Origin of the sequence: Nisaea sp., from assembly GCF_017640745.1 — a bacterium.
GTDB lineage: Bacteria > Pseudomonadota > Alphaproteobacteria > Thalassobaculales > Thalassobaculaceae > Nisaea.
In genome coordinates this window covers 34,031-59,873 of the sequence record NZ_JAEPQA010000003.1, presented here as the reverse complement: position 1 = coordinate 59,873, position 25,843 = coordinate 34,031, and the positions used below count along the sequence as shown (strand labels likewise).

21 protein-coding genes and 1 tRNA gene are annotated in these 25,843 nt (G+C 64.1%); 11 read left to right on the top strand and 11 right to left on the bottom strand.

Going from position 1 to position 25,843, the window contains the following annotated elements:
* Positions 1-14: 14 nt before the first annotated feature.
* Positions 15-1,412, top strand: coding sequence for an MATE family efflux transporter (locus tag JJ959_RS03455; RefSeq protein ID WP_292879871.1), 1,398 nt, complete (start codon positions 15-17; stop codon positions 1,410-1,412).
* 3 nt (positions 1,413-1,415) lie between these two features.
* Here JJ959_RS03455 and JJ959_RS03450 read toward each other — a convergent pair whose 3' ends face one another.
* Positions 1,416-2,909 carry an alkaline phosphatase family protein gene (locus JJ959_RS03450; RefSeq protein ID WP_292879870.1) on the bottom strand — a complete coding sequence of 498 codons (1,494 nt, stop codon included), beginning with the start codon at positions 2,907-2,909 and terminating at the stop codon, positions 1,416-1,418.
* Positions 2,910-3,092: 183 nt separating this feature from the next.
* On the opposite strand from JJ959_RS03450, the gene JJ959_RS03445 reads away from it, so the two are divergent.
* The 3 genes from JJ959_RS03445 (at position 3,093) to cysE (ending at position 5,451) form a co-directional block, all read left to right on the top strand.
* Positions 3,093-3,413 (top strand): helix-turn-helix domain-containing protein, encoded by a 321-nt coding sequence (locus JJ959_RS03445; RefSeq protein WP_292879869.1) that lies wholly within the window; start codon positions 3,093-3,095, stop codon positions 3,411-3,413.
* Positions 3,414-3,466: 53 nt separating this feature from the next.
* The gene (locus JJ959_RS03440; protein WP_292879868.1) at positions 3,467-4,513 is read left to right on the top strand and encodes a permease; all 1,047 of its coding nucleotides are present in this window, start codon (positions 3,467-3,469) and stop codon (positions 4,511-4,513) included.
* A gap of 173 nt (positions 4,514-4,686) precedes the next feature.
* A complete protein-coding gene (gene cysE / locus JJ959_RS03435; protein WP_366816909.1) occupies positions 4,687-5,451 on the top strand; it encodes a serine O-acetyltransferase in 765 nt (254 codons plus the stop codon).
* Between the two features lie 29 nt (positions 5,452-5,480).
* Here cysE and JJ959_RS03430 read toward each other — a convergent pair whose 3' ends face one another.
* Positions 5,481-6,290: an IclR family transcriptional regulator C-terminal domain-containing protein gene (locus tag JJ959_RS03430; protein ID WP_193179399.1), complete on the bottom strand. Its 810-nt coding sequence runs from the start codon at positions 6,288-6,290 to the stop codon at positions 5,481-5,483.
* Between the two features lie 202 nt (positions 6,291-6,492).
* Here JJ959_RS03430 and JJ959_RS03425 point away from each other — a divergent pair, with 202 nt between their 5' ends.
* The 3 genes from JJ959_RS03425 to JJ959_RS03415 are packed head-to-tail and all read left to right on the top strand — an operon-like array spanning position 6,493 to position 9,702.
* Entirely contained in the window at positions 6,493-7,554 is a 1,062-nt protein-coding gene (locus JJ959_RS03425; RefSeq protein WP_292879866.1) for an NAD-dependent epimerase/dehydratase family protein, read from the top strand.
* Between the two features lie 28 nt (positions 7,555-7,582).
* Positions 7,583-8,827 (top strand): TIGR04372 family glycosyltransferase, encoded by a 1,245-nt coding sequence (locus JJ959_RS03420; protein ID WP_292879865.1) that lies wholly within the window; start codon positions 7,583-7,585, stop codon positions 8,825-8,827.
* Complete coding sequence (locus JJ959_RS03415) at positions 8,824-9,702, top strand: DMT family transporter (protein WP_292879864.1); 879 nt, start codon at positions 8,824-8,826, stop codon at positions 9,700-9,702. The genes JJ959_RS03420 and JJ959_RS03415 overlap by 4 nt, the downstream gene beginning before the upstream one ends.
* A 13-nt stretch (positions 9,703-9,715) precedes the next feature.
* Here JJ959_RS03415 and JJ959_RS03410 read toward each other — a convergent pair whose 3' ends face one another.
* Both JJ959_RS03410 and JJ959_RS03405 read right to left on the bottom strand, forming a co-directional pair.
* Positions 9,716-10,948, bottom strand: a complete 1,233-nt coding sequence (locus JJ959_RS03410; RefSeq protein WP_292879863.1) for a hypothetical protein — start codon at positions 10,946-10,948, stop codon at positions 9,716-9,718.
* A 285-nt stretch (positions 10,949-11,233) separates the two neighbouring features.
* Positions 11,234-11,320: transfer RNA gene (locus tag JJ959_RS03405), tRNA-Leu, on the bottom strand.
* Positions 11,321-11,461: 141 nt separating this feature from the next.
* Between JJ959_RS03405 and JJ959_RS03400 the strand changes: the two genes are divergently transcribed.
* Positions 11,462-12,043 (top strand): YqaA family protein, encoded by a 582-nt coding sequence (locus tag JJ959_RS03400; RefSeq protein ID WP_292879862.1) that lies wholly within the window; start codon positions 11,462-11,464, stop codon positions 12,041-12,043.
* Between the two features lie 6 nt (positions 12,044-12,049).
* Here the strand turns inward: JJ959_RS03400 and mnmA are convergent, their stop codons facing one another.
* The 5 genes from mnmA to JJ959_RS03375 form a co-directional block, all read right to left on the bottom strand.
* Positions 12,050-13,225 carry a tRNA 2-thiouridine(34) synthase MnmA gene (mnmA, locus tag JJ959_RS03395; RefSeq protein ID WP_292879861.1) on the bottom strand — a complete coding sequence of 392 codons (1,176 nt, stop codon included), beginning with the start codon at positions 13,223-13,225 and terminating at the stop codon, positions 12,050-12,052.
* Positions 13,226-13,291: 66 nt separating this feature from the next.
* Entirely contained in the window at positions 13,292-13,984 is a 693-nt protein-coding gene (gene tenA / locus JJ959_RS03390; RefSeq protein ID WP_292879860.1) for a thiaminase II, read from the bottom strand.
* Positions 13,981-14,301 (bottom strand): ferredoxin family 2Fe-2S iron-sulfur cluster binding protein, encoded by a 321-nt coding sequence (locus JJ959_RS03385; RefSeq protein WP_292879859.1) that lies wholly within the window; start codon positions 14,299-14,301, stop codon positions 13,981-13,983. Before JJ959_RS03385 ends, tenA begins: the two co-directional genes overlap by 4 nt.
* 25 nt (positions 14,302-14,326) lie before the next feature.
* Positions 14,327-15,448 carry a cysteine desulfurase family protein gene (locus JJ959_RS03380; RefSeq protein ID WP_292879858.1) on the bottom strand — a complete coding sequence of 374 codons (1,122 nt, stop codon included), beginning with the start codon at positions 15,446-15,448 and terminating at the stop codon, positions 14,327-14,329.
* 73 nt (positions 15,449-15,521) lie between these two features.
* Positions 15,522-15,935, bottom strand: coding sequence for an Rrf2 family transcriptional regulator (locus JJ959_RS03375; protein WP_292879857.1), 414 nt, complete (start codon positions 15,933-15,935; stop codon positions 15,522-15,524).
* A 356-nt stretch (positions 15,936-16,291) separates the two neighbouring features.
* Between JJ959_RS03375 and JJ959_RS03370 the strand changes: the two genes are divergently transcribed.
* Positions 16,292-16,957, top strand: a complete 666-nt coding sequence (locus JJ959_RS03370) for an alpha/beta hydrolase (RefSeq protein WP_292879856.1) — start codon at positions 16,292-16,294, stop codon at positions 16,955-16,957.
* 11 nt (positions 16,958-16,968) lie between these two features.
* Here the strand turns inward: JJ959_RS03370 and JJ959_RS03365 are convergent, their stop codons facing one another.
* A complete protein-coding gene (locus tag JJ959_RS03365) occupies positions 16,969-18,072 on the bottom strand; it encodes an anhydro-N-acetylmuramic acid kinase (protein ID WP_292879855.1) in 1,104 nt (367 codons plus the stop codon).
* Positions 18,073-18,203: 131 nt separating this feature from the next.
* Here JJ959_RS03365 and tyrS point away from each other — a divergent pair, with 131 nt between their 5' ends.
* Complete coding sequence (tyrS, locus tag JJ959_RS03360; protein WP_292879854.1) at positions 18,204-19,451, top strand: tyrosine--tRNA ligase; 1,248 nt, start codon at positions 18,204-18,206, stop codon at positions 19,449-19,451.
* 28 nt (positions 19,452-19,479) lie between these two features.
* On the opposite strand, the gene JJ959_RS03355 is transcribed toward tyrS, so the two are convergent.
* Positions 19,480-22,602, bottom strand: a complete 3,123-nt coding sequence (locus JJ959_RS03355; RefSeq protein WP_292879853.1) for an AsmA-like C-terminal domain-containing protein — start codon at positions 22,600-22,602, stop codon at positions 19,480-19,482.
* 167 nt (positions 22,603-22,769) lie between these two features.
* On the opposite strand from JJ959_RS03355, the gene JJ959_RS03350 reads away from it, so the two are divergent.
* Positions 22,770-25,766 (top strand): bifunctional [glutamine synthetase] adenylyltransferase/[glutamine synthetase]-adenylyl-L-tyrosine phosphorylase, encoded by a 2,997-nt coding sequence (locus tag JJ959_RS03350; protein WP_292879852.1) that lies wholly within the window; start codon positions 22,770-22,772, stop codon positions 25,764-25,766.
* Positions 25,767-25,843: the final 77 nt, after the last annotated feature.

Genomic DNA, 25,843 nt, shown 5'->3' with positions numbered 1-25,843 from the left:
CTGAGCTTTTTTCCATGTCCGATTTCTCCACGATCACTCCTGCCCGCACGCCGTGGCGCCATGAACTTTCGGCGACCTTGAAGCTCGCCTGGCCGCTGGTTCTGACCCAGCTCGCCACCATCGCGCTCAACACCATCGACGTCATCATGATCGGCTGGCTCGGCCCGGACGAACTGGCCGCCGCCACTTTGGCAACCTCCACGATCTTCCCGCTGGTTTTCTTCGGCATCGGCCTGCTTGCTGCGACTGCCGCGATGTTCAGCCACGAGATCGGCGCCATCCATCTGCGCGGCGTCAGGCGGACGCTGCGCCAGGGTTTCTGGGTCGCGATCACCCTCTGCATCCCGTGCATCGCCCTGCTCTCGAATGCGGAAGCCCTGTTGCTTCTGATGGGCCAGGACCCGTGGCTCGCAACCACCGCCGACAGTTATGTCGCGTATGCGAAATGGGGGCTGCTGCCGCTGATGTGCTTCACGGTGCTGCGCAATTTCGTCACCGCCCATTCCCGGCCGCGTTCCGCGATGGTGATCCTGATCCTCTCCATCGGTCTCAACGCCGTGCTGGATTACGGCCTGATCTTCGGCAAGTTCGGCTTTCCGGAATTGGGTCTGGTCGGCGCCGCCATCGCCACGGTCGCCGTGCAGTGCTTCATGTTCCTGGCCCAGACGGCCTTCGTGCTGACCGACCGCAAGTTCCGGCGCTACAACCTGTTCGGCCGCTTCTGGCGTCCGGACTGGCACCGCTATTTCGAGATCCTGAAGATCGGCGTGCCGATCGGCCTGACCGTTCTCGCCGAGGCCGGGCTGTTCGCCGCCAGCTCCTTCATGGTCGGCCTGTTCGGCCCTGACCAGCTCGCCGCGCACGCGGTCGCGCTGCAATGCTCCTCGGTCGCCTTCATGGTGCCGCTCGGCGTCAGCCAGGCGGCGACCATCCGTGTCGGTCTCGCCATGGGCCGCAGGCGGCTGCACGACGCCCTGCTCGCCGGGCGGACATCGGCCTGTGTCGGGGTCGGTTTTGCCGTTGTCGCCGCTCTCACCTTCTGGTTCGGAAGCGAGATCCTGGTCGGGTTCTATCTGCGCCTCGACGATCCGGAGAATGCCGACGCCATCAGGTTGGCCGTCCTGTTCCTCTGGATCAGCGCGGTATTCCAGCTCGTCGATGCCGGTCAGGCGGTGGCGGCAGGCAATCTGCGCGGCCTCAAGGACACCACGATCCCGGCGATCCTCGCTCTCCTCGGCTACTGGGTCTTCGGGTTCTCCGCCGGCGCCCTGCTCGCGTTCGATTTCGACCTGAAGGGCGCGGGCGTCTGGAGCGGGCTCGCGGTCGGCCTCACTGCCGCCTGCTTCGCGCTGATGATCCGCTTCGAGGTGCTGATGCGCCGGGCGATCGCGGGGCAAGGCGCACCGGCCTGACCGTCAGGCGGTGCGCCGGCCACCGCGCAGATAGTGGTTCGGCGCGCCCTCGACCTGCGCAACCCGGAGTTCCTGGGCATAGTCGCCGCGCTCCGCGCGCAGCAGCATTTCCTGCCAGAACGGCGGACGGGTCTCGATGCGGAAGGCTTCGGCCAGCACCCGCCCGGTCATGCTCGCAGGCGCCTCGACCTCCAGCGCCACCAGCATGGTCGGCACGATATCGACCAGCCCGGTCGGCGTTTCGACCACATGCGCCTTGCGGAACAGATCGCCTCCGGCGGTCAGAAGATTGTTCAGCTCGTGCTGGTGGAGCCCGCCATGCATGCCGCCGCCGACCGCGATGTCGCCGTTGTCGGCATAGGCCAGTCCCGGATAACCATGCGCGTTGGCGCCGTCCGAGGTGCGCAAAACCATGTAGAGATCCGGCGCCCGGCTGCCGGCGACATTGATCGCGCTCATCGGCAGCGCGCCCTGCCGCTCCTCACGGCTGAAGACCAGTCCGCACCAGTCCTGCCGGATCAGCCAGCCGAAGACCTGCTCCGTGATTTCCGGGTCGCGATCCCGAATGCTGATACCGCCCGCATAGCTCCGCTTGACGACCACATCCACATCGGGCCCGATCGCCCGGCCGACGCGGAAACCGGCCTTTGCCAGCTCGTCGGCGACATTGATCTGTCCCGTAACGGTGATCTGGCCGTGGTCGGAGGCGGCGACGATCTGCCAGCCGTCCTCCCGGCCCTCGGCCTCCCACCATTCGAGAATCCGGCGGAAGGCATCGTCCACCGCCTTGATCGCCCTGAGGCTCTCCGGCGAGCCAATCTCCCGGTAATGGAAACTGAGGTCCGGCTCGTTAAACCAGACGACCTGGACGTCGGCGTCATGCTTCGGGATGAACTCCTCAAGCAGCACATTCGCCGCATAGTCCATCACCGCGACGTTTGGGAACTCTTGCTTGGGCACCGGACCGAAACGTTCGATCACGGCGTCGAATTCAGCCGCCGGGCTGGAAATGTCCGCGCCCCAGATCGAGAAAACCGGCTGGCCCTGGGCTGCTGCGCCAAGGTTCAGCAAACGCGCGTTGCCGATCTTGCCGGTTGTGACCACGGCGTATTTCCGTCCCGCCTCGTGCAGGATCTCGCCGATATTTCGGGAGCCCTGCAGACGCCCGTAATGCTTCGCCGCCGCCGACATCTTGGCGTCGTCGGAGGTATCCATGGGCCCGTCGAAACCGAGATCCGGATCGTAGAAGCTGTTGCCCATGATCCCGTGGCCCGGGCGCTGATTGTCGCCCGCCGGATGCAGCGCGGCGTGGCCCGGAAAGGAACCGGTCACGAAGCTGGAGACCTGCACCCGCGTTTCCACCGGAAAGACGGAGGCGCTGTTGGGAAAGTCCGTCCAGGACTGACGGAAGCCGTGGATCGCCGGCGCTGTGTCGGCGCGCACCATGTCCCGGCGGAGGCCGTCGAAAAGCACGAAGAGAAAACGCGGCCGCGCCATGGGAAACCCTCATGAGAAACCGGAGAACAATGCGGCATTCTCCACCCGCCTCTGAGGTCGGGCAAGATGCCTAGACGTGAAAGCTGCGTTACGGAATGCGACAGGATGGTTGCGGATTTATATCATTTCGATAAGTCTAGAACAATCGTTGACACTGCCACTATGCGGGATTAGATTGGCGACATGGATATCGAAACCGCATCGAAGTGCCTCTCCGAACTGGGCAACCCGCACCGGCTGGAGGCGTTCCGCCTGCTGATCAAGGCCGGGCCCGAGGGCGTGTCTGTCGGCGATATTCAGAGGCATCTCAACATCCCGAAATCGACCCTCTCGCATCACATCTCGCACCTGGTCTGGGCCGGTCTTGCCCGCCAGGAACGGGAGGGACGGGTGCTACGCTGCACGGCGAATTTCGAGCTGGCCGATCAGCTCGTCGCCTATCTCTGCGCGGAATGCTGCAGCGGGCTCGATGTTGTGCCGATGGAAGAACAGGAAGGCGCCTGAGCCTTTTTATTTGAGCTGATAATTCGACAATTCTGGAATCACGGGACACGATCATGACCACCGCAGAACTGACACGTTCCCTCTCCCTCCGCTTCGGACGCATCGACCGGGTCTGGATCGCCATTGCCCTGATCTTCGGCGCACTCGCGCTTCTGACGCCCCCGCAGGTCCCGGCCAGCGCCCGTTTCGCGATCGATGCGCTTGTTCACATTGCGCCCTATCTCGCGGTCTCGGTCGCTGTGGCAGCCTTCGCGCGTGCCAGCGGGCTCGATCACCAGATCGGCCGGGCCTTCTCCGGCAATGCCACGCGGGCCATCCTGCTGGCGGCCGCCTTCGGCGCTCTCTCGCCCTTCTGTTCCTGCGGCGTGGTACCGATCATCGCCGGGCTGCTCGGTGCCGGTGTACCGCTGGCACCGGTCATGGCCTTCTGGCTCGCCTCGCCGCTGATGGATCCTGAAATGTTCATCCTGATGCTGCCGGTGATGGGACTTGAATTCACCGTCGCGAAGATGCTGGCCGCCTTCGGCATCGGCGCCGTCGCCGGTTTCACCACCCACCTTCTGATCAAGGGCGGCGCCTTTGCCGATGCGCTGCGCCCGCAACTGACGAAGCGCTGCGGCTGCAGCGCCTCGAACGCCCTCAAGACGGAAAAAATCGTCTGGTCCTTCTGGTTCGAGCCCGAGCGCCGCTCCGCCTTCACCGGCGAGGCAAAGACCACGGGGCTCTTCCTGCTCAAATGGCTGACCCTCGCCTTCGTGCTCGAGAGCCTCATGGTGCGCTACGTCCCGGCAGACCAGATCGCGGCCTATCTCGGCGGCGGCGAATGGTGGACCATTCCGGCTGCCATCCTTGTCGGGGTACCGACCTACCTGAACGGCTACGCCGCGATCCCGCTGGTCGGCGGTCTGATGGACCTCGGCATGACGCCGGCGGCCGGCCTCGCCTTCATGATCGCGGGCGGGATCACCAGCATTCCCGCGTCCATGGCGGTGTTCGCCCTGGTCCGCGGCGGCGTCTTCGCCTGGTACCTGGCGCTCGGTCTGCTAGGGTCGCTCGCCACGGCCTACGGATTTGCCCTCTATCTTGCGATTTCGGCATGATATCCTTGCATCTAGCCCGTTATTGCTTCAGCAAGCGACGTGCTTACTTGAGCAGACACCGCCGGGCTCCTGACGGGCCCGGCAGCCAACGACGCCGCAGTTGCGGCGGGGAGGACTGAATGGTGGACGTCAATCCGAGACCTAAAGCGGTCCTCGACCCGGTCTGGAACGACATGTTGAGGGACGCGGCGGCCTGGGCGGACCAGGAGTCCGCGCTGGCGAGCTGGATGCATGCCAGCGTCCTGGATCAGCAGACTTTCGAAGACGCGCTTTCCTATCTGATCTCGCAGAAGATCGGCGGGCCAGAAATGAGTGATCTCTCGGTCTACCAGGTCGTGCACAGCGCCGTGCTGTCCGATCCAAGGATCGGCGAGGCGGCCCGGGCGGACCTTTCCGCCACTTACGAGCGCGACCCCGCCTGCACCAGCTATCTGGAGCCGTTCCTCTATTTCAAGGGCTTCCATGCCCTGCAGGCCTATCGCATCTCCCACTGGCTCTGGGGCCACGGGCGCGAATATCTCGCCAAGTATTTCCAGAGCCGAATCGCCAGCGTGTTCGGCGTGGACATCCACCCGGCCGCCCGCATCGGCAAGGGGATCATGGTCGATCACGGTACCGGCCTCGTCATCGGCGAGACCGCGGTGGTGGAGGACGGTGTGTCGCTGCTGCATGCGGTCACCCTCGGCGGTACCGGCAAGGAAACCGGCGACCGGCACCCGAAGGTCCGCCGCGGCACCATGATCGGGGCCGGGGCGAAGATCCTCGGTAATATCGAGGTCGGCGAATGCTCCCGCGTCGGCGCAGGTTCCGTGGTGCTGAAGAACGTGCCGCCGAACACCACCGTCGCCGGTGTGCCGGCGAAAGAGGTAGGCACGGCCGGCTGCGAGCAGCCGGCCCTCTCCATGAACCAGCAGTTCCTCGAGGAAGATTACGACTGACCTGCAGTCGAACCTGAGCGCGAATGCGCTCAGGCTGCCTTCTGCGGCCAGATTCCTCCAAGCGCGGCGGTCGCCTCGCGGGCGACCGAGCACACGATCTTTCCGAGCTTGTCGATGCGCTCGTCGGTGATACGCGCGGTCGGGCCCGAGATCGAGATCGCCGCCAGCGGCTCGCTGTGGTGGCCGAACACGGCCGAGGCGACGCAACGCAGCCCGACCGAATGTTCCTCGTTATCGACAGCGAATTCGACGTCGCGGACACGCTGGAGTTCCGCTTCCATCCGCGGCAGAGCATCGATGGTCCGGCGCGTCTTGTATTCCGCACTGACCCGGGCCAGCAGCTTCGACACCTCGTCGGTCTTCATCCGCGCCAGCAAGGTCTTGCCGACGGCGGAGCCGGCGATCGGCACGCGCGCGCCGGGCTTGGCAAAGGCCCGCATCATCTCGCGGCATTCCACCTGCGCCAGATAGACCATTTCGTCATGGTCTCGCACCGCCAGATTGACGGTCTCCCCGCTCTCCTCCATCAGGCGCCGCATATAGGGACGGGTAATCGCGACGAGATCGCGGGTCCGCAGAAAGGCATTGCCGACGGCGAAACACTGCACGCCGATCTGCCAGGCTCCGCGTTCGGTGTCGAAACGGACATAGCGCTCCTGCTGCAACGTCGTGAGCAGCCGGTGCACCGTTGAGGGTGGCAATGTGACGGTGTGGGCAATCTCTGTCAGGGTCATGCCGTCCTCGTCCGCCGCGAGCGCATTCAGAACGCTTATAGCGCGCGCGACAGACTGGATCTGGCCTGACCGTTCTGCATCCGATCGCTTCGGAGATGCGGTCATGTGCTCGTATGTTTCCCTAGCTTTGTATACAATTTTTGCTGGCGCGACTTTACTGCCGACGTCCGGTTTTGAGTCATTCTAAGTTTCCGCATGGTGGGATACAATTGCATTTTTGGAATGAATGGTTCTCATTTGAGTTTGCCCCGCCGACAGGGCTGCGCTAAGCCGGGTCAAGCAGAGCCCGGGAGCTGACGATAAACCCATGCGCATTCTCGTAACCGGCGGCGCCGGCTTCGTCGGCTCAAGTCTCGCCCTCGCCTTCAAACGCGACAACCCGACCGCCGACATTATCGCCGCCGACAACCTGAAACGTCGGGGGAGCGAGCTCAACCTGCCGCGCCTTAGGGACGCGGGGATCCGTTTCGAGCATGCCGACATTCGCGAGCCGGAAGACCTCGCGGCGCTGGGACCGATGGATCTGCTGCTGGAATGTTCGGCCGAACCCTCGGTCCAGGCCGGCTATTCCGGCAGCCCGGCCTACCTGCTCGACACGAACCTCCGCGGCACGCTGAATTGCCTGGAAACCGCGCGGCGCCACGATGCCACCTTCGTTTTCCTCTCCACCAGCCGGGTCTACCCGATCGATCCGCTGCGCGCCTTGCCGCTGACAGCGAAAAACGACGCTCTGACGATCCCCGGCGGGGCGAACGGTCCCGGCTGGTCGGCACACGGCATTGCCGAGGACTTTCCGCTCGACGGGCATCGCTCGCTCTACGGAGCCACGAAACTCGCCTCTGAGCAGTTCATCGAGGAATACCGCGCCGCCTTCGGCCTCAAGGCCGTCATCAACCGCTGCGGAGTGCTTGCGGGACCGTGGCAGATGGGCAAGGTGGACCAGGGCTTCATGTGCCTCTGGGCCGCCCGACATCTCTATGGCGGCAAGCTCAGCTACAACGGCTTCGGCGGTCTCGGGCACCAGGTCCGCGACGTATTGCATGTCGCCGACCTCTACGATCTCCTCGTTCGCCAGCTTGCCGACCTTGAGACTTCGGCCAAGGGGGTATGGAATGTCGGAGGCGGCGCCGCGAACGCCACCTCGCTCCGCCGGCTGAGTGCGGCATGCGCTGACCGCGCGCGCCGGGAGCTCGAGATCGCATCGCATCCGGACACAAATCCGGCGGACATTCCCTGGTTCGTTACCGACGCGCGGCGCGCCGCAACTGCCTTCGGCTGGACACCGAAGAAATCTCTCGACACCGTGATCGACGAGATCTTCGATTGGCTGGAGACAGAGCGGGAAGAACTTCAACCGCTGCTATCCTGAGGAGAGGTTTTTGGCGGAATCGGGATCCATGAACCGGCTCGGAGAAGCACAGCTCCTGAGCATCTTTGACCCGGAACGCGTGACCCGGCTGATCCAGATCGTCGCCCCCCATCTTGCGGGAGCTGGCTGCTCCGTCCTGCATATCATGCCGCTGGCCTGGCGCATCGGGCATATTGCCATGGAACCTCACGCGCTCTGGGAACTCTACGGAGAGTCCCACGACCGCATGGTCCTGCTCTTTCCGGACAGCCGCGTGGCTCCCCACAGCCTCGGCATGCGCGCCGTCCTCGATCCCTACTTCCGGATTCAGGAAACCAACGAACCCGGCATCATGATCATGGGTCATGTGAATGCCGGAATTCTCAATCTGCAGGGGCTTACCTGGTATCAGCGCGGACCGAGCGGAGTTCTCGACGACTATATCAAACAGCTGAACCGGACCGGCGCGCGTCCGCGACATTTCCAATCAGCTCCGGCGGTACGGCAAGTAGCCCGCACTTTCTGCGAGAAGCGCGGAATTGCGGATAGCGACCGCGTGGTCGTCCTGAATGTCCGGGACCGGAACTTTCTCCCCGACCAAACCATGCATTTTTATCGCTCCGCCGATATCGCGACATATGTCCCGGCAATCCGGCATCTGCTCGAGAAGGGTTACTGGGTGCTGCGTCTCGGCGTCGACGGCTCGGTCGCCTGCCCGATCGACGACCCGCGCTATATCGAGGTCTGGCAGGAGCCGGATTACACCACGATGCTCGATCCGGGACTGATCGCGCGCGCATGTTTCGGGATCACCTGCTCGTCGGGACCGGAGGCCGTTTTCCGCGTGCTCGGCGTCCCGCAGCTGTTGGTTAACTGCGTCATGCAATGCGAGATGTGGACAAATCCAGGCGACCGGCTGCTGTTCAAATCCTATCGCACCGTTGACGGCGGCAAACCGGCCCGGCTGGCCGCCCTGCTGGAAAGCGGTACCGCTCTTCATGCCGATGCCGAGGCAGTGGAACGGTGCGGTTATGTCGCCGAGGACAACAGCCCGGCCGAGATCCTCGCGGCTGTCGAAGAGATGGATGCAACGATCGGGACCCACGAGACAGGGTCACCCGACGCGGAACGCTTTCTCGAGATCGGCAGAGCGTACCAGCACTTTCTGGAAGAGACAGGCCATCCGCGCGACCCGCGCACCCTGACAGCGCCCCTTACACAGTTTGCCTACGCTTTGCCCTGGACGCGACTCTCCGTGGCCAACAACAGCTCCAACCCGGATTTCCTTGAATGACGTTCCTGTCGCAGATCGTGGCGCCGATGATCTTCGTGATCCTCTGGAGCTCTGCCTTTATCGCCGCCAAATTCGGCGTCGCTCACGTCGAACCGTTCACCTTTCTGACCAGCCGTTTCGGTTTCGTCACTGTGATCTTTGCCGCCATGGCCCTGGCGGCGAGAGCCCCCTGGCCGCGCTCGCCACGGGCGTATTTCGACATCGCAGTGGTCGGCCTCTTCCTGCACGCCTTCTATCTGTCGAGCGTCTTCATCGCCATCCGGGGCGGGATGCCCTCGGGTCTGGTGGCGCTGGTCTCGGGGCTGCAGCCGGTGCTGACAGCGGTCGCCGCCGGGCTCTTCCTAGGCGAGCCGCCCAGTATCCGGCAATGGGTCGGATGTTTCGTCGGCTTCGCGGGCATGGTGCTCGTCCTCTCTGACCGGATCAGCGTCGAGGGCGTCACCCTGCTCGGGATCGGGTTTTCCGTTCTGGCCCTGGTCTCCATCAGCTTCGGCACGCTCTACCAGAAGCGCAACGCCGCCAAGATGAACCTCCTGACCGGAAACGCTGTGATGGCTGCCACCGGCTGCCTTGTCACGCTTGCCGGCGCCGCACTCTTCGAAACCATGCAGCTGGTCTGGGAGCCGGCCTTTATCGGCGCCTTTCTATGGCTCTCTCTCGCCGTTTCGCTCGGCGCCTTCTCGCTTCTGATGATGCTGATCAAGCACGGACAGGCGACCAAGGTGGCGAGCCTGTTCTATCTCGTACCGCCGACGGCGGCCGTCATGGCCTATATCGCGTTCGGGGAGGAGATCAGCGTACTTGCCGGCATCGGCATTCTGGTAACGGCAGGCGGCGTGGCGATGGTGGTGCTGCCGCAGGCGAAACGCGCCTGAACTCTTACGGCGATCAGGAAATCAGCCGTCCGGCGTCCTCGGTCTCGACCTGTTTCTGACCCTTCTCGACCCGGCGCGCGAGTTCCACATCAAGTTCCTCGGTCGACCAGGAATGCATGGCCGAGACAATTTTGACACGGGCCCGTTCAATGCTCGCCTGGGTATCGAAGCCGTCGTCCGGGTAGAGTTCCTTGTGCGGGATGATCGGCAGGAAATTCATCACGTAGGCAACCGCCTTGTCGCGGTGTTCAACGTTGCCCGCGACCTTGCAGTCCTCCGCGTCCGCCTCCGTCCAGCGTTCGATCAGGCTTGCCCAGCCATCGAGTGCATAGGCCACATCCCGGCGCAGCTTGATCAGGTAGGAGACGTTCGCGTCCTGCTTGCCGAAGACATTGGCGAAGCTGCCCAAGAGGGAGTCCAGCGTCACGATGCGCTCGTCGACATACATGATGGTCTGGTCGATCACCTGAAGGAGGATCTCGGCGGTGGCGCCGTACTCTTCCGGCTTCTGCGCCAGATAGGCGGCAACGGATTTGCGGAACTCCATCAGGTTCACATGCTCGAGAAACAGATGCCCGTTGGTGCGGTCCTTCTGCGTGCCCTTCACGGTACCAAACGGAGTGATCAGTCCAACCAGCGGCTCGAGCCATTCGCGGACATTCTCGACACTGACCCCGCTGCGCTGCGAGGCGAAGAGAAACACCCGGTCGATCAGCATCTCGAGATCGAAGTGGGTCTTGGATTCCTCGGCGGTCATCAGTTCGACGAGCGTCTTGGTATTGGCATTCGCCATCACCGGATCGCCCCGTTCGATGCCGCATTCCCGCATCAGCTGCGCGATACAGGACATACGGACGACTTCCTTGTCCTCGCTGTCCTGCTTCGCCTGGGCCTGCGCCTTGGCCCGGATGTCCGGGTCATCCGAGTGGGCGGCGTTGATCTTGTTCACCAGTTCGCGGACCTGCAACGGGTCGATCCCGTTCTTGCCGACGATCCCAGGAATGCCGTCGTGCAGTTGGCGGTCGCGATCGTTGAGCGGAACAAAATCGGGCAGATCCTTCCACGGCACGACCATCAGCTCGCCGCGACGTCCGCCGCCAAGGCTGGGGATCACGGCTTCGAGAATTCGGTCGTTCCCGTGCTTGTAGATACGCGCGCGCGTATGGCGCAGCGACTCGTTTGCCGTGAAAGGCACCGTCGTTCCACGCCGTTCAAAGGTCTGCGCGACACTGATATTGTTCGCCATTCGGCGGCGTCCCGAGCATCTGTGTAAGCTGTAATTACGGCAAAAATTCTCTGTTTTTGCAAGAATTTAGAACTATGTGACCACGAGCTGGTTAAAGATTGGTTACCGCTCTCTGCGAAAACGCGTTCCCGTGAGCCAGTCCGGCGACGTCGTGTCGGCGCGCAGACTGTAGCTGTACACCGGGCCGTCGCGTGATCCGCCTCGCCACATTTTTCCCTGGTTTCTTCGGGCTCGCGATTGTGCAAGAGCAGCAATCGGCGCAGTCGCATTCACGGAATATCCGAATGGTGCCCCCGGGGAGACTTGAACTCCCACTCCGTTGCCGGAAACAGATTTTGAGTCTGCCGCGTCTACCGATTCCGCCACAGGGGCCCCGCCTCGGCGAGGAGCGCGCATCATAGCCAAACGTCTTGCCCGGTCAATCGCCAAGCGGCGGCCTTGCGCGCTGCCGCCGGCGGCTGATAAAGCGAAGCGGAGACGCGCCCGTTCCGGCTTCAGGACAGTAAGGACGACATGCTGCAAGCGACCTACGACCGACTGATGCGGGCCGCCGCCCACAGGCACGCCAATTACTGGCTGGCGCTGATTTCCTTCATCGAAAGCTCCGTCTTCCCGATCCCGCCCGACACGATGCTGATCCCGATGGTGCTGGCCGACCGCAGGAACGCCTGGCGCGCCGCCGGCATCTGCACCGCCGCTTCGGTGCTCGGCGGATTGGCCGGCTATGCCATCGGCGCCCTGCTTTACGAGGCCGTGGGTCTGCCGTTGCTAGAATTCTACGGATATGCGGAGAAATTCGCCGCCTTCACCGCGCAGTACAACGAGTGGGGCGCCTGGATCGTTTTCGGCGCGGGGATCACGCCGTTTCCCTACAAGGTGATCACGATCGCCAGTGGGGTGACCCATCTCGATCTCGCGATCTTCGTCATCGCCTCAGTCCTGGCACGCGGTATCCGCTTTTATCTTGTCGCGGCGCTCTGCTGGCGCTTTGGCCCGGCGGTGCAGAAGACGATCGAGAAAAACCTCGGGCTCTGGACCACGGCCGCCTTCCTGCTGCTGGTCGGAGGCTTCGCGCTTGTGAAATATCTCGGATAGACGGGATCAGGCCGCTTCGGCGCGTTCTTCCGTACCGGTGATCCAGCCGCCGCCGAGCACCCGGGTGGACTCGCCCGGTGCATAGAACACAGCCGCCTGACCGCGCGCGATGCCGTGCTGCGGGGTATCGAGAACCACCCGGCCCGATCCGTCCGCATCGCTGTAGAGCCGCGCAGAGGCCGGTCTGGAGGCCGAACGCAGCTTCACCTCGACGGCCACGCCCTCGTTGCCCGGCAATGCGTCACCGAGCCAGTTCAGCTCTCCGACGAACACGGTATCGCGCCCGAGTGCCGCACGCGGGCCGACCACGACCTTTCGCGCTGCCGGATCGAGCCGTACGACGTAGAGCGCCTCGGTATCGCCGTTGCCGTCCTCGTCCCGGCGCCCGCCGATGCCGAGGCCTTTGCGCTGGCCGACCGTGTAATGGATGATCCCCTCGTGCCGCCCCAGCACGGTGCCGTCGAGATGCACGATCTCGCCCGGCTCCGCGGCGCCCGGACGCAGCTTCTCGACCAGTTCGGCATAGCGGCCGTTCGGCACGAAGCAGATATCCTGGCTGTCCGGCTTGTCCGCGATGGCAAGACCGAAGCGCCGCGCATGTTCGCGGGTCTCTTCCTTCTCCATCCCGCCGAGCGGGAAACGGAGAAACTCGAGCTGTTCGCGCGTGGTGGCGAAGAGGAAGTAGCTCTGATCCTTCTGCGGATCGATCGCCCGGTGCAGCTCGGCGCCGCCGGCCCCCTCCTCCCGGCGCACGTAATGACCGGTGCAGAGTACGTCCGCCTGAAGATCCTTCGCGGTCGCCAGCAGGTCGCGGAACTTGACCGTCTGATTGCAGCGCACGCAGGGGATCGGCGTCTCGCCGCGCAGATAGCTGTCGGCGAAATCGTCGATCACTTCCTGACGGAAGCGGCTTTCGTAATCGAGCACGTAGTGCGGAAAGCCAAGCTTGTCGGCGACGTTCCGCGCGTCGTGGATGTCGAGCCCTGCACAGCACGCGCCTTTCTTGGCGAGCGCGGCTCCGTGGTCGTAGAGCTGCAGGGTGATGCCGACCACGTCATAGCCCTGCTCCGCCATCAGCGCCGCGGTCACGGAACTGTCGACGCCGCCTGACATGGCGACGACGACCCGCGTATCCTTCGGGGCCTTTGCAATTCCGAGCGAGTTGAGCTTCGTGGCGGTCATGATGGGCGCAATATAGGAAAAGCCGCGCCGGAGACAAGAAATCTCGGCGCATGGCAGCCAGCAGGATTACGCCCCGGCGGCACTCAGCCCCATTTGCCAGAAGTCCCGTTCCAGCACGGTCGCCGCATCGAAGGTCTTCGAGAGTTCGCCGAAGCGCGCCTCGCCCCCGCGCCGCTCGGCAAGATCCTCGATATGCGCGGCGGCGCCGCGGGCGACGTCGAGATACTCCTCCCCCGAATACATCTCGATCCAGGCGAGATACGGGTTTCCCTCGCGCTTCGTCTCCGGATCGGCGGCAAGCCTTTGCCCGATGACTCCATAGCCGACAACGCACGGCGCCAGCGCGACATGCAGATCCAGCACGTCCCCTGCCATGCCGCGCTCCAGCACGTAGCGGGTGTAAGCCATGCAGGCCGGATCTTCGGGAAGGGCGGCCATCTCCGCCTCTGAAAGTCCCCAGCCGGCGCAATATTTGACGTGCAGCTCCATCTCGACGTCGAGAATGCCGCTGATCACGGCGGAAGCCGCGCGCATGTCCTCAAGACGGTCGGACTTGTAAACCGCAAGGCCGTAGGCGCGGGCGAAATGGATCAGGAAGAGATAGTCCTGCCCGAGATAATGCCGGAAGGCCGCTTCCGGGAGCGTTCCGTCCGCCATGCCGGCGACGAAAGGATGTTCGGTATAGGCCGACCATGCCCCAGAAGCGGAACGGATCAGGCGATCGAGATAACTTCCCTCCGGAACGAGCGCAGCGCTCATGCCGAGCCGTCCGGCGGCAGGGCGACGACCAACCCGTCGAGCTCTTCGGTGATGCGGATCTGGCAGCCGAGACGCGAAGTGTCGGAGAGATTGAATGCGAGATCGAGCATGTCTTCCTCGTCGTCGCTCGGTGCAGGCAGCTTGTCGAACCATTCCGCCGCGACATGGACGTGACAGGTGGCGCAGGCAAGGCACCCCTCGCAGGCCCCCTCGATATCAACGTCGTTCTCGCGTGCGATCTGCAACAGCGTGTACCCAAGCGGGGCATCGACTTCCTGCCGGGTGCCGTCGCGGCCGATGAATGTCATGCGGGGCAAGTTTCTCTCCGTTGCTCTCTCGATCTCAGACGGATCGCTCTGTGTCGGCTGACGCGCGGTTGTACAAATCGCACCATGCGTCGACAAGCCTGTCGACATCTCCGTCAATGCTTTCCCAGCCAAGGGAAACGCGGATCGCCGTCTCGGCGTCGGCGGACCCCGGGTCCATCGCGTCGAGCACGTGACTGCGGCGGACCTTTCCGGAGGAGCAGGCCGAGCCCGAACTGACCGCGATACCGGCAAGATCGAGCGCGATCACCTGGGTCTCGCCGCGCACGCCCGGAAGCGAGACGCAGCTCGTATTCGGCAATCGCGGGGCATCGGCGGAAAAGATCCGTGCACCCGGCCCCGCGGCCCGGACCGCGGCCTCGAAACGGTCACGCAGAACGGCGACGCGATCCCAGTCGGCCAGCGTTTCGCGGGCGGCTTCGGCAGCAGCGCCGAACCCGACGATTCCGATCTTGTTCTCGGTCCCGGACCTGCGACCCTTTTCCTGTCCCCCACCGGACTGAACCGCCGCGAGGTCCAGCCCTTCTCGGACATAGAGGGCACCCACTCCGGCAGGCCCGCCGATCTTGTGCGCGGAGAGCGACAGCAGATCGAGGCCGGCGGTGGCGACATCGAGCGGAAGCTTGCCGGCAGCCTGCACGGCGTCACTGTGCAGCAGCGCGCCGAACCTGCGGGCGATGGCGGCGATCTCCTCGATCGGCTGCAGGGCTCCGGTTTCATTGTTGGCCCACTGCACCGAGACGAGAATCTCACCTCCATCCGCCTCGAGCACGGAGCGGAGGGCGTCGAGATCGAGGATGCCGTTCGCGTCGACGGGAAGCCGGACCGCGTCCGGAACCGCCGCGAGGACCGCTTCATGCTCCACGGTGCTGGTCACGACCCGGCGGCGGCCCGCGCCTTTGAGCGCCAGTGCAGAGGCCTCTGTTCCGCCGCTCGTAAAGACGATGGCCTGCGGCGCGGCGCCGATCAGGGCGGCGACCTGCGCGCGGGCCTTCTCGATCGCGGCCCGCGCGGTCCGCCCCGGCCCATGCACCGAAGACGGATTGCCGACCGTCCGCATCGCGTCCGACATCGCCTCTATGGCAACGTCCCGAAGCGGCGCGGTCGCATTGTAGTCGGCGTAGATTGCTGCAGGCATGGGAGATCCGGATCCCGGTGAAACGCACAGCCGAGATAGGCAGACGGAACAATCCCGTCAAGAATCTCCGGAGTTAATGGGGTATTCGCCCCGAGACGATATCGTCGACCGTGACCTGATCGAGATATCCGAGCACCTGACGTCCGACCTCCTCCCAGAGCGGTTTCGTCGGATCGTCGGCACAGCCCCTGGTCGCGAACATCCCGTCGTCGTCGCTGTTGCCGCGCACCGGCTGCTCGATCGCCGTCATCACCTCGGAGACCTTGATCTGGTCCGGCTCTATCGCAAGCAGATAGCCGCCACCCGGCCCTCTGACACTGCGAACGAACCGCGCCTTGCGGAGCTGTGCAAACATCTGTTCGAGATAGGAGACTGAAATTTTTTGTCGCGAAGCAATCTCGGCCAACGAGACCGGACGGCCATCGTCGTGTCGCGCAAGATCACATACCGCCATTACGGCATATCGCCCCTTAGTACTGAATTTCACTTTATATGACCCCCGTGCCGAACACGTTACCCATCGCCGTTCCCCCAACGACGGCGATCTTTTCAGCAGAACGGGGTCCCATCCGTTCAGTACCCTTGGACGACCGAAGAACTCGGCCGTCCGTAGCGTTGAGCCATGCTTCCGTTTCACAGCAGCAATGCTACACTTGAACTCAACAGCCTGAGTGGGCTAAAGCCAGACTCCGACTGTCAGAATGAGATTACAGCCATCGCGCAATGAAAGTAAACCGGGATAGCGGCGGTTAATTTCCGGGTCGCGGAAAGAAAACCATTGCGACTCTTAACCCCTTCCCGGAACTGGAAAAACCGGCCTGCCGGTGTTGAGGAACGGATCGAATGCCTGAAGTAATCATGAATGGTCCCGAGGGGCGTCTCGAAGGACGTTACGTCCACAGCAAGAAAGAGAACGCGCCCATCGCCCTGTTGCTGCATCCGCATCCGCAGCATGGCGGAACCATGAACAACAAGGTCGTCTATTCCCTGTTCCAGAACTTCGTGAATCGCGGTTTCTCGACCCTGCGCTTCAACTTCCGGGGCGTCGGACGAAGCCAGGGCGTGTTCGACCGCGGCGAGGGTGAGCTCAGCGATGCCGCGTCCGCGCTGGACTGGCTGCAGACCTACAATCCGAACGCGCCCTATTGCTGGATCGGCGGCTTCTCCTTCGGCGCCTGGATCGGCATGCAGCTGCTGATGCGCCGGCCGGAAATCACCGGCTTCATCTCGATCGCCCCGCCGGCCAACATGTTCGACTTCAGCTTCCTCGCCCCCTGCCCCTCTTCGGGGCTGATGCTGCACGGCGATTCCGACGATGTCGTGCCGCCGGACTCGGTGAAGAAACTGGTCGACAAGCTCTCGACGCAGAAGGGCATCACCATCGACCATGTCCTGGTGAAGAACGCCGACCACTATTTCGGCAAGCATCTCGACGAGGTGAACAAGATCGTCACGGACTATCTCAACAAGTCGCTGCCCGAGACCGAACAGCTGGTCGAAGCGAAGTAAACCCCGACGGCTCAGTCCGGCCGGTGCAACGTGCCGCCTGTCAGCGGCGCGGGAACGCCTGTTGTGCCCGGAAAGGTCAGCGGACGCCCGAGCACGCTGCGGATCGCCAGATAGGCGAAAGCCTCGGCTTCGACCGCGTCACCGTTCCATCCGAGGCTGTCCGACGGAACGATCGGAGCGTCGAGCCGACTGGCCAATTCCCGCATCAGGGTGACATTCCGGCGGCCGCCGCCGCAGGCGATCCACTGTCCCGGCGGATGCGGGAACCATTGCTGCGCCGCAGCCACCGCAGCCGCGGAGAAGGCGGTCAGCAGTGCCGCGCCGTCCGCATCGGAGAGATCTTCGACCGCTTTTGCCGTACGTGCCGCGAAATGATCGCGATCGAGTGACTTGGGCGGACGCCGCTCGAAATAGGGATCCGCGAGAAGCTCGGATAGCCGCTCCTCATCGACCCTGCCCGCCGCCGCGAGCGCTCCGTCCAGATCGCACTGCGAGCCGAGACGCCGGCGCACAAAATCGTCGACCGGCGCGTTCGCAGGCCCCGTATCGAAGGCCAGCATGGCTTCGGGACCGGCTTCCTCGCTGCCGTCTATCCAGGTGACGTTGCCGACACCGCCGAGGTTCAGCACGGCGACCGTCGCCCCGAGCGAGCGGGTCAGCGCCCGGTGATAGACCGGCACCAGCGGTGCCCCCTCCCCTCCGGCCGCAACGTCCGCCAGCCGGAGGCCGAATACGACGGGCCGCCCCGTGACCCTCGCCAGTAGATCCGGTGCGCCGATCTGCAGCGTCCGGCGGAGATGCGGCTCATGCAGGATTGTCTGACCGTGAAAGCCGATCACGTCGACTGCGCTGGCAGGACAGCCCTCTTGCTCCAGCAGGCCGGCGACCGCTTCCGCATGGCGCTCCGTCAGCTCCCGGGCAAGTTCAGGGTCCGCCTCGGAGGTGCCAAGAATTGCTTTCAGACGGTCGCGGAACGCGTCCGAATAGGGCAGGCTGAAGAACCCGAAGCGGCGCACGCTGCCCTCGCCGTCGCTCTCGATCAGCGCCGCATCGACCCCGTCCATCGAGGTTCCGCTCATCAGTCCGATTGCCTTGAATGTCTTCTGCCCGTTCACCCGAAAGCCTCATTGTCCGAAAAGCCGTCCGTGCGCGCATCCCACAACGGCGGTTCCGGTTGAGACGCCGCAGGCCATGTGCTAAGTCCACGCCCCTTGGATTCTGACACATCTTCACCGGGAACACGACCATGAGCCAGTTCAAGTCGGGCTTCATGCAGACCATGACCGAGCGCGGTTTCGTGCATCAGTGCACCGATGCCGAAGCGCTGGACGAGCTGCTGACCAACCAGGTCGTGACCGCCTATATCGGCTTCGACTGCACGGCGGACAGCCTGCATGTCGGAAGCCTGATCCAGATCATGATGCTGCGCCACCTGCAGAAGTCCGGGCATCGCCCGATCGTCCTTATGGGCGGCGGCACCAGCAAGATCGGCGACCCGTCCTTCAAGGACGAGGCGCGCAAGCTGCTCTCCGACGAGGATATCGAGCACAACAAGAACGGCATCAAGAAGGTCTTCCAGAAGTTCCTGACCTTCGGGGACGAGGCCAGCGATGCCATCATGTGCGACAACGCGGAATGGCTCGACGGACTCGAATACATTCCGTTCCTGCGCAAGATCGGCCAGCACTTCTCGGTCAACCGGATGCTGAGCTTCGACAGCGTGAAGCTGCGCCTCGACCGCGAGCAGTCGCTGAGCTTCCTCGAGTTCAACTACATGATCTTGCAGGGCTACGACTTCCTCGAGCTGCGCCGGCGCTACGGCTGCCAGCTGCAGATGGGCGGTTCGGACCAGTGGGGCAATATCGTCAACGGCGTCGAGCTGACTCGTCGGGTCGACCAGCAGACCGTCTTCGGGCTGACCACACCGCTGCTCACCACCGCCTCCGGGCAGAAGATGGGCAAGACGGAGAAAGGCGCCATCTGGCTCAATAAGGAGCGTCTCTCGCCCTACGATTACTGGCAGTTCTGGCGCAATACCGAGGATGCCGACGTCGGCAAGTTCCTGCGTCTCTTCACCGAGATGCCGCTGGACGAAATTGCCCGGTTGGAAAAGCTCGAAGGCGCTGAACTGAACGAGGCGAAGAAGGTTCTCGCCAACGAGGCAACGACGCTGCTGCACGGCAAGGACGAAGCCGATGCCGCCGCCGAGACCGCGCGCAAGACCTTCGAACAGGGCGCGCTCGGCGAAGGTCTGCCGCGCGTTCCGGTCGAAGCATCCAAACTTGCGGAAGGGTTCTGGATCGTCGATGCCCTGCGTCTCGCCGGTTTTGCCGCCTCCAGCGGCGAAGCGCGCCGGCTGATCAAGGGCGGCGGCGCCAGGGTGAACGACGTGCAGGTGACGGACGAGAACCTGAAGCTCGGCAAGGGCGACATCGCCGACGGCGTGATCAAGCTCTCCTCGGGCAAGAAGAAACACGTCCTGCTGGAAGTCTGATCCAGGCCTCCGGCCCGCGCCGGGGAGATCAGGGGCTGCGGTCCTGCCGCGGCGGTTCGGCCGGCTCGGGATCCTTCGGGCGCGCATCCTCCAGACGGAACAGATTGCGGAAGATCCCCGGCGTCAGCGCCGTCAGCGGGTTCACCGTGACTTCGGGCCGCTGGATCGGCCCCTTGACCGAGAATTCGGAGGCGAGGAATCCCTCACCCTCGCCGCCCGTGAGCAGGGTGCCGAGAATGGGGATCGATCCGAGGATCTGGTTCAGCACATAAGCAGGCACGACCATTCCGGTCAGGTCGCTCTCGTCGATGACCCGGTCGATCTCCCCCGAAGCCGAAATCCCGAGCGACGGTCCCTGGGCAAGCAGACGGTCGAGGACGAGCTTTTCGTCGCCGACATGCATGTTCACATCCAGCCGGTCGAAATGAACGCCGCGCCCCTGCACGACCGCCGGCAGCCCGGTGATTGAAACGGCGCTCAACAGCTGCGCCATGACAGGCGCTTCGACCAGATCGAAATCAAGCACGGTGAGCGCAACGTTCCAGCCCCGGCCGCCGTCCCGTTCCTCCATCTCGCCCGAGGCCACCAGCTTGCCGCCCGAGATCGAGTCAAATCCCTCGAACGCCTGCATCACATTGCCTGCGTTCTGGGTGTTCAGGTCGAAATGAGGGGTGCCTGAGGCCGTACTGTAGAGAAGATCGGCGGACTCATTGCCGATCAAACCGTTTGCCGCGAGCGAGAACCGCCCCTTTCCGTCATCCTCGATCAGCAGGGTCACGTCCTTCATCGGCTCCAGCTTGCCGATAAGGACCTGATCGATCCGGGCGTTCACCACGAGGGGAACCTTTGACGGCGCGGACTCCTCGTCGAACCTTTCCACCACTTTGCGGAGATCGGCGAAGGGGCCCTGCACATTCGCGGTGTAGCCGCCCGCCCCGTCAGTCGCGATGACACCCGAGAGGTCGGTCCTGCCAAGCTGCAGCTGGTCGACGGTGAAACGGGTCGGTCTCAGGGTAACTTCGGAGAACTCCACCGATCCCGACGCTGCCAGATCCGCGGTCGCAACGCTGAACTGGTCGATCGCGACGACGGCATCGTTCCGGGCCCGGATCTGTGCCCGGAAGGTTCCGGCAGCACCGGCAGGCTTCTCCCAGCCGAGTTCGTCGACCTTGAACTCGGTTTTCTGCAGCCCCATGACCAGATCAACCCGCGTATCGCCGTCGCGCGGCTCCTGTATGGTCGCGTCGAGCTCGACCTCTCCCCTGGCGAAACGGCGCATGTCGAGGCCAAGCTGAGCGATTTTCTCCACATCCGGACGGACGATCACGTGGGTCCGGCGGCGAATCTCCGCCGCATCCTCGAAGGATTGCAGAAAGGCGATCTGGGCCGGCTGCCCGGAGAGATCGCCGGTGCCGTCGAGCAGCATACCAGTCTTGTCGAGATCCAGAGTCATGGCGCCGTTCTCGAATGGCAGCCGGGTCGTCCGCGTCGGAAGCGAGACCCCGGTGAATTGCCCGGAGGCCTGGAGTTCGACCATCTCGAAGGTCATTTTTCGCCGCAATGGCATATCGAAGCGCATGATTCCAGTGCCCGTGCCGCCGACTTCCTCCGGCTTGAGGCCGAGCGCCTGCGCGTACCCGAACGGTTCGGTATCGAGAACGCGGAGAATTTCCGAGATCGGGCCGTCGATTTCGGCCTCGATGCTGGCAAAATCGTCGCTGACCGTATGGATCCCGGTCAGGGAAACATCGGCGCGCTTCAGCTGAATGTCGCCGAGATGTCCCTCGGTCACCTCCGCGTCGATGCGTTTTTCCGTGAATGTGGCGCGCCCGCCGACCTCCAGGGCGGGCGGAAGCGGCCGGAGATAATGCACCGTCACGCCGTCAAAGCTCATGAAGCCTTCGAGCGACACGTCGCGCAGGCGAGTCTTCTCGCCTACCTCCAGATGCCCGTCGAGCGTGGCGACCATCTCGGTGACGGTTCCGGACAGCAGGTTGCCGGTCGTCCAATCCCGTGCCAGTTCGAAGAGATCCGCGGGCCATAAATCTTCGATCTCATCCACCGGCATGCCGGTGACCTTGGTCCGCAGTTCCAGCTTGGGAGCCGCGAGATCACGCAGGGAGCCACTCAGCATGGCGGTCATCCCGCCCCGTTCGAGGACGAAATTCCGCAGCATGACGGCGTCGTCATGCGCATCGTAGCCGACCTGGAAGCGCAGGCTGTCGTAAGGAATCGGCGCCGGCAGCACGGATCCGAAAGCGACCTCTCCCTTTGTCGTGGTGGCGATCACGTCCACGTTGAGCAGCGAGCGGAAATCCGCGAGCGAGAAGGCGATGCTGCCGCTGAGACGGCTCGACACGGTCAGGTCCGCCGGAGAATGCGGCAGATGCGAAAGTACGAGATCAGGCGCCAATCCCTGGAACAGAACCGAGCCGTCGAGCTCACGGCTGCGGAAGAAATAGTTTCCGTCGCCCCGGATCTCCACGGTCTCGTCGCCGAGCGTGAGATCGGCGCGGGCTTCCACGCGCCAGCCGTCGCGTTCCCGCGCAAACACGCTGTCGAGGCCCGACAGACGAAGATTGTCGAACGTGCCGGCGCGGTCCGTCATGCGGACGGTCGCGCGCCGGAGCAGGAACCGCTCCAGCCGCTCCAGACCTGCAAGCCCCGCGGCCCCGTCTCCGGTCGGTTGCTGAAGGATGGAAAAGAGATCGCCCGCGATCGCGCCTCCGTCACCGGGTGCGGCGCCATAGAGCTGGTAGGTCCCGTCGGAGCGGCGCTCGAGATTGAGAACCGGCTGGTCGACGGCGATCTGCACGGGCGCGATCTCGCCAAGCAGAAGGCGCGGGCCGGAGAGAGCGATATCGGCCGACGGGGCGAAGAGAATCACGCCGCCTGCGTCATTCTCGAATTTGAGGCTGGTGACCCTCACTTCGAAGAGCCGGCTCCAGCCGCGCCACTCCATTCGGAGCTCGCCGATCGTCGCCGTTCCGAGATCGGCCGGCGAAATCGCCGCCGCGACCCGATCCTTCAGAAACTCAAGCTGGATGGGCTGTGTGCTGGCACGCCAGAACACCAAGGCCGAGAGGACGACGATACCCGTAAAAACCGCGGCAACGACTTCCAGGGCAATCTTGGTGGTTCTTCTCAGCACGCGGGGCACTCTTGGCTCGGGGTCATTCCGCTTAACATAGGGCGCCGGACGGCGCGACGCCAAAGAGGCGCCACTGGAACAACCCCGGGACGCCCCAGTCGGTCCCGGTTGACGCGGGCTGTCCCGGTGCGCACCCTCCGATGGATAATATTGCAGCGGGGGCACCGGTGTTTCTGGACCAAATCACTTATTTTCCGACGGTCACGGACAGCGAGGCCGCCCGGATCGGGCTTGAGCGCTGGTGCGAGCAGCCGGGGCTGACGGGCGACGACGCTCTTGCGGCGCGCGTAGCGGCCCTTGCCGAACATCGGAACGGGACGCCGCTGTTACAAGGGCTGTTCGCAAACAGTCCCTACCTTACCCGTCTGATGATTCGGGACATCGAGTTCGCCGCCGACCTTCTGGAAAACGGCCCGGACGCAATGGAAGTCCGGCTACAGGAACGGGCGGCCGCCCTTGACCCGCTCGCAATGGATACCGTTGCTCTGATGTCGGCCCTGCGGGTCCTGAAGCGGCACTACTCGCTGACGACGGCGGTCGCCGACATCACCCGTGTCTGGCCGCTGGAGCGCGTGACCGGGGCTCTGAGCGAGCTTGCCGACATCGCGATCGCGGCGGCCTGGCGCCACGCTCTCGGGATCGAGGCGCGTGCCGGCAGATTGCCGCTCGACGCGGACGGACCGGGGGACATCCTCGACGGCTCCGGACTGATCTGCCTCGGCATGGGCAAGCTCGGGGCGAAGGAACTCAACTATTCCAGCGATATCGACCTGATCGTCTTCTACGACAACGAGCTGCCGGCCTATGCCGGGGTCGAGGAACTTCAGAAGCATTTCGTCACCATGACGCGCCTCGTCGTCCGGCTCCTTGAGGAGCGGACACCCGACGGCTATGTCTTCCGCACCGACCTGCGCCTGCGCCCCGATGCCAGCGCGACGCCGATCGCAGTCTCAGTCGCCGCGGCCGAGATCTATTACGAGAGTCTCGGCCAGAACTGGGAACGCGCAGCCATGATCAAGGCGCGCCCGATCGGCTGCGACATGAAGGCGGCGGAGATGTTTCTCTCCCTGATCCGCCCCTTCGTCTGGCGCAAGCATCTCGACTTCGCCGCGATCGAGGACATCCATTCGATCAAGCGCCAGATCGCCGCGCACAAGGGCGGCAGCAAGATCAAGGTAGAGGGTCACAACGTGAAGCTCGGACGAGGCGGCATCCGCGAGATCGAGTTCTTCGTCCAGACCCAGCAGCTGATCTGGGGCGGGCGGGACGCGCGTCTGCGCGGCAAGAAGACCGCCGAAGCGATGCAGGCCCTGGTCGATCTCGGCCGCGTCAAGGCGGACGTCGCCAAGGCGATGATGGATGCCTACCGCTTCCTGCGCACGGTCGAACACCGCCTGCAGATGGTCAACGACGCGCAGACCCATTCGCTTCCGGAAACCACGGACGGGCTCGCAAAGATCTCTGGATTCCTCGGCATCGAGGAGGTCGACCGGTTCCGCCGCGAACTGATCCACCAGCTCTCCACCGTGGCGCATCATTACCGGAACCTGTTCGAGGAAAGTGCGCCGCTATCTTCCGATGTCGAGGACGCCGGCAGTCTCGTTTTCACAGGGGTCGAAAGCGACCCCGAGACGCTTAAAACCCTTGAATCTCTCGGCTTCGAGGACCCGGAATTCGTCGCCACCCGGATCCGCACCTGGCACCATGGGCGCTACCGGGCGACCCGGAGCGAACGCTCGCGCCAGATCCTGACCGAGATCGTCCCGGCGCTGCTCACATCGTTCGGAAAGGCGCCCGAGCCGGATACCGCCTTCCGCCGGTTCGACCGGTTTCTGGAAGGACTGCCCGCAGGCGTGCAGCTCTTTTCTCTCTTCCAGGCGAATCCGCCGCTGCTCGAGATGCTGGCGGACATCATGGGCATGGCACCGTCGCTGGCACGCCAGCTCGGCCATCATCCTTCCCTCTTCGAAGGCGTGCTGACCCACGATCCCTCCGCCAAGCTCGGCGACCGGGACAGCCTCGAGGCGGAACTCGAGCGCGATCTCGCGGGCGCCCGCTATTACGAGGACGTGCTCGACATCGCCCGGCGCTGGATCAACGACCAGCGCTTCCTGGTCGGCATCCAGGTCCTCCAGGGCCGGGTTCCTGCAACCCGCGCGGCCGAATGCCTCTCCGATATCGTCGATGTGGGGATCCGTGTGCTGCTGCCGCGGGTCGAAGCGGAATTCGCGCTCCGGCACGGACGCATTACCGGCTGTCCGCTCCCCGCACTCGCCGTCATCGCCTACGGCAAGCTCGGGGCGCGGGAGATCTCGGCCGGATCCGATCTCGATCTGGTTTTTCTCTACGACGCGCCGTTCGACGCCGAGTCCGACGGCGAGAAGCCTTTGCCGGCCAGTACCTATTTCACCCGCCTCGGCCAGCGCCTGCTCGCGGCCCTGACCGCCCAGACGGCGGAGGGAGGACTCTTCGAGGTCGATCTGCGCCTGCGCCCGAGCGGGAACAAGGGCACGATGGTGCCGAGCCTCGAGGGGTTCGAGAAATATCACCGTGAGGAAGCCTGGACCTGGGAGCGCATGGCGCTCACCCGCGCCCGGGTAGTCGCGGCCTCACAGGAAATGACCGCCAAGCTCGATACCCTCTTCGCGGATCTGCTCACCGAGGAGCGGGACCGGGAAAAGCTGCTCCGAGACGTGGCGGACATGCGCGAGCGGATCGCGAAGGAACATTCCAGCGCCTCCCATTGGAAGATCAAACATTGGCGCGGCGGCCTCGTGGACCTCGAATTCATGGCCCAGTATCTCCTCCTGAAACACTGCCGGGAGCATCCGGAGCTGCTGACCGGCAATACCGCGGACGTTTTCGACCGTGTGGGCGATGCGAAGCTCCTTGAGCGGGACCTCGCCGACAAACTCGCCGGCACCACCCGGCTCTGGCGTGCGATCCAGTGGATCCTCAGGCTGACCGTGGACGAGAGTTTCGATCCGGAAACCGCGCCCGCCGCATTGAAGGCCCGGCTCGCCATGTCCGCCGGAGTCAGCAAGTTCGAGGATCTGGACAGAATCATCGAGAAGCGCGGGGCCGAGGTGCGCGACGCTTTCAGGACCCTGATCGAGGAGCCCGCCGCCGCTCTGCCGCCGGTGGATGCGAATTCTGCGGAGTGAACGGAGGGACGGTTGCGGGATGACGGTGCCTCCTGTACCAAGAACACCAGATCTTGACGGTTCCCAGGCCGAACCCC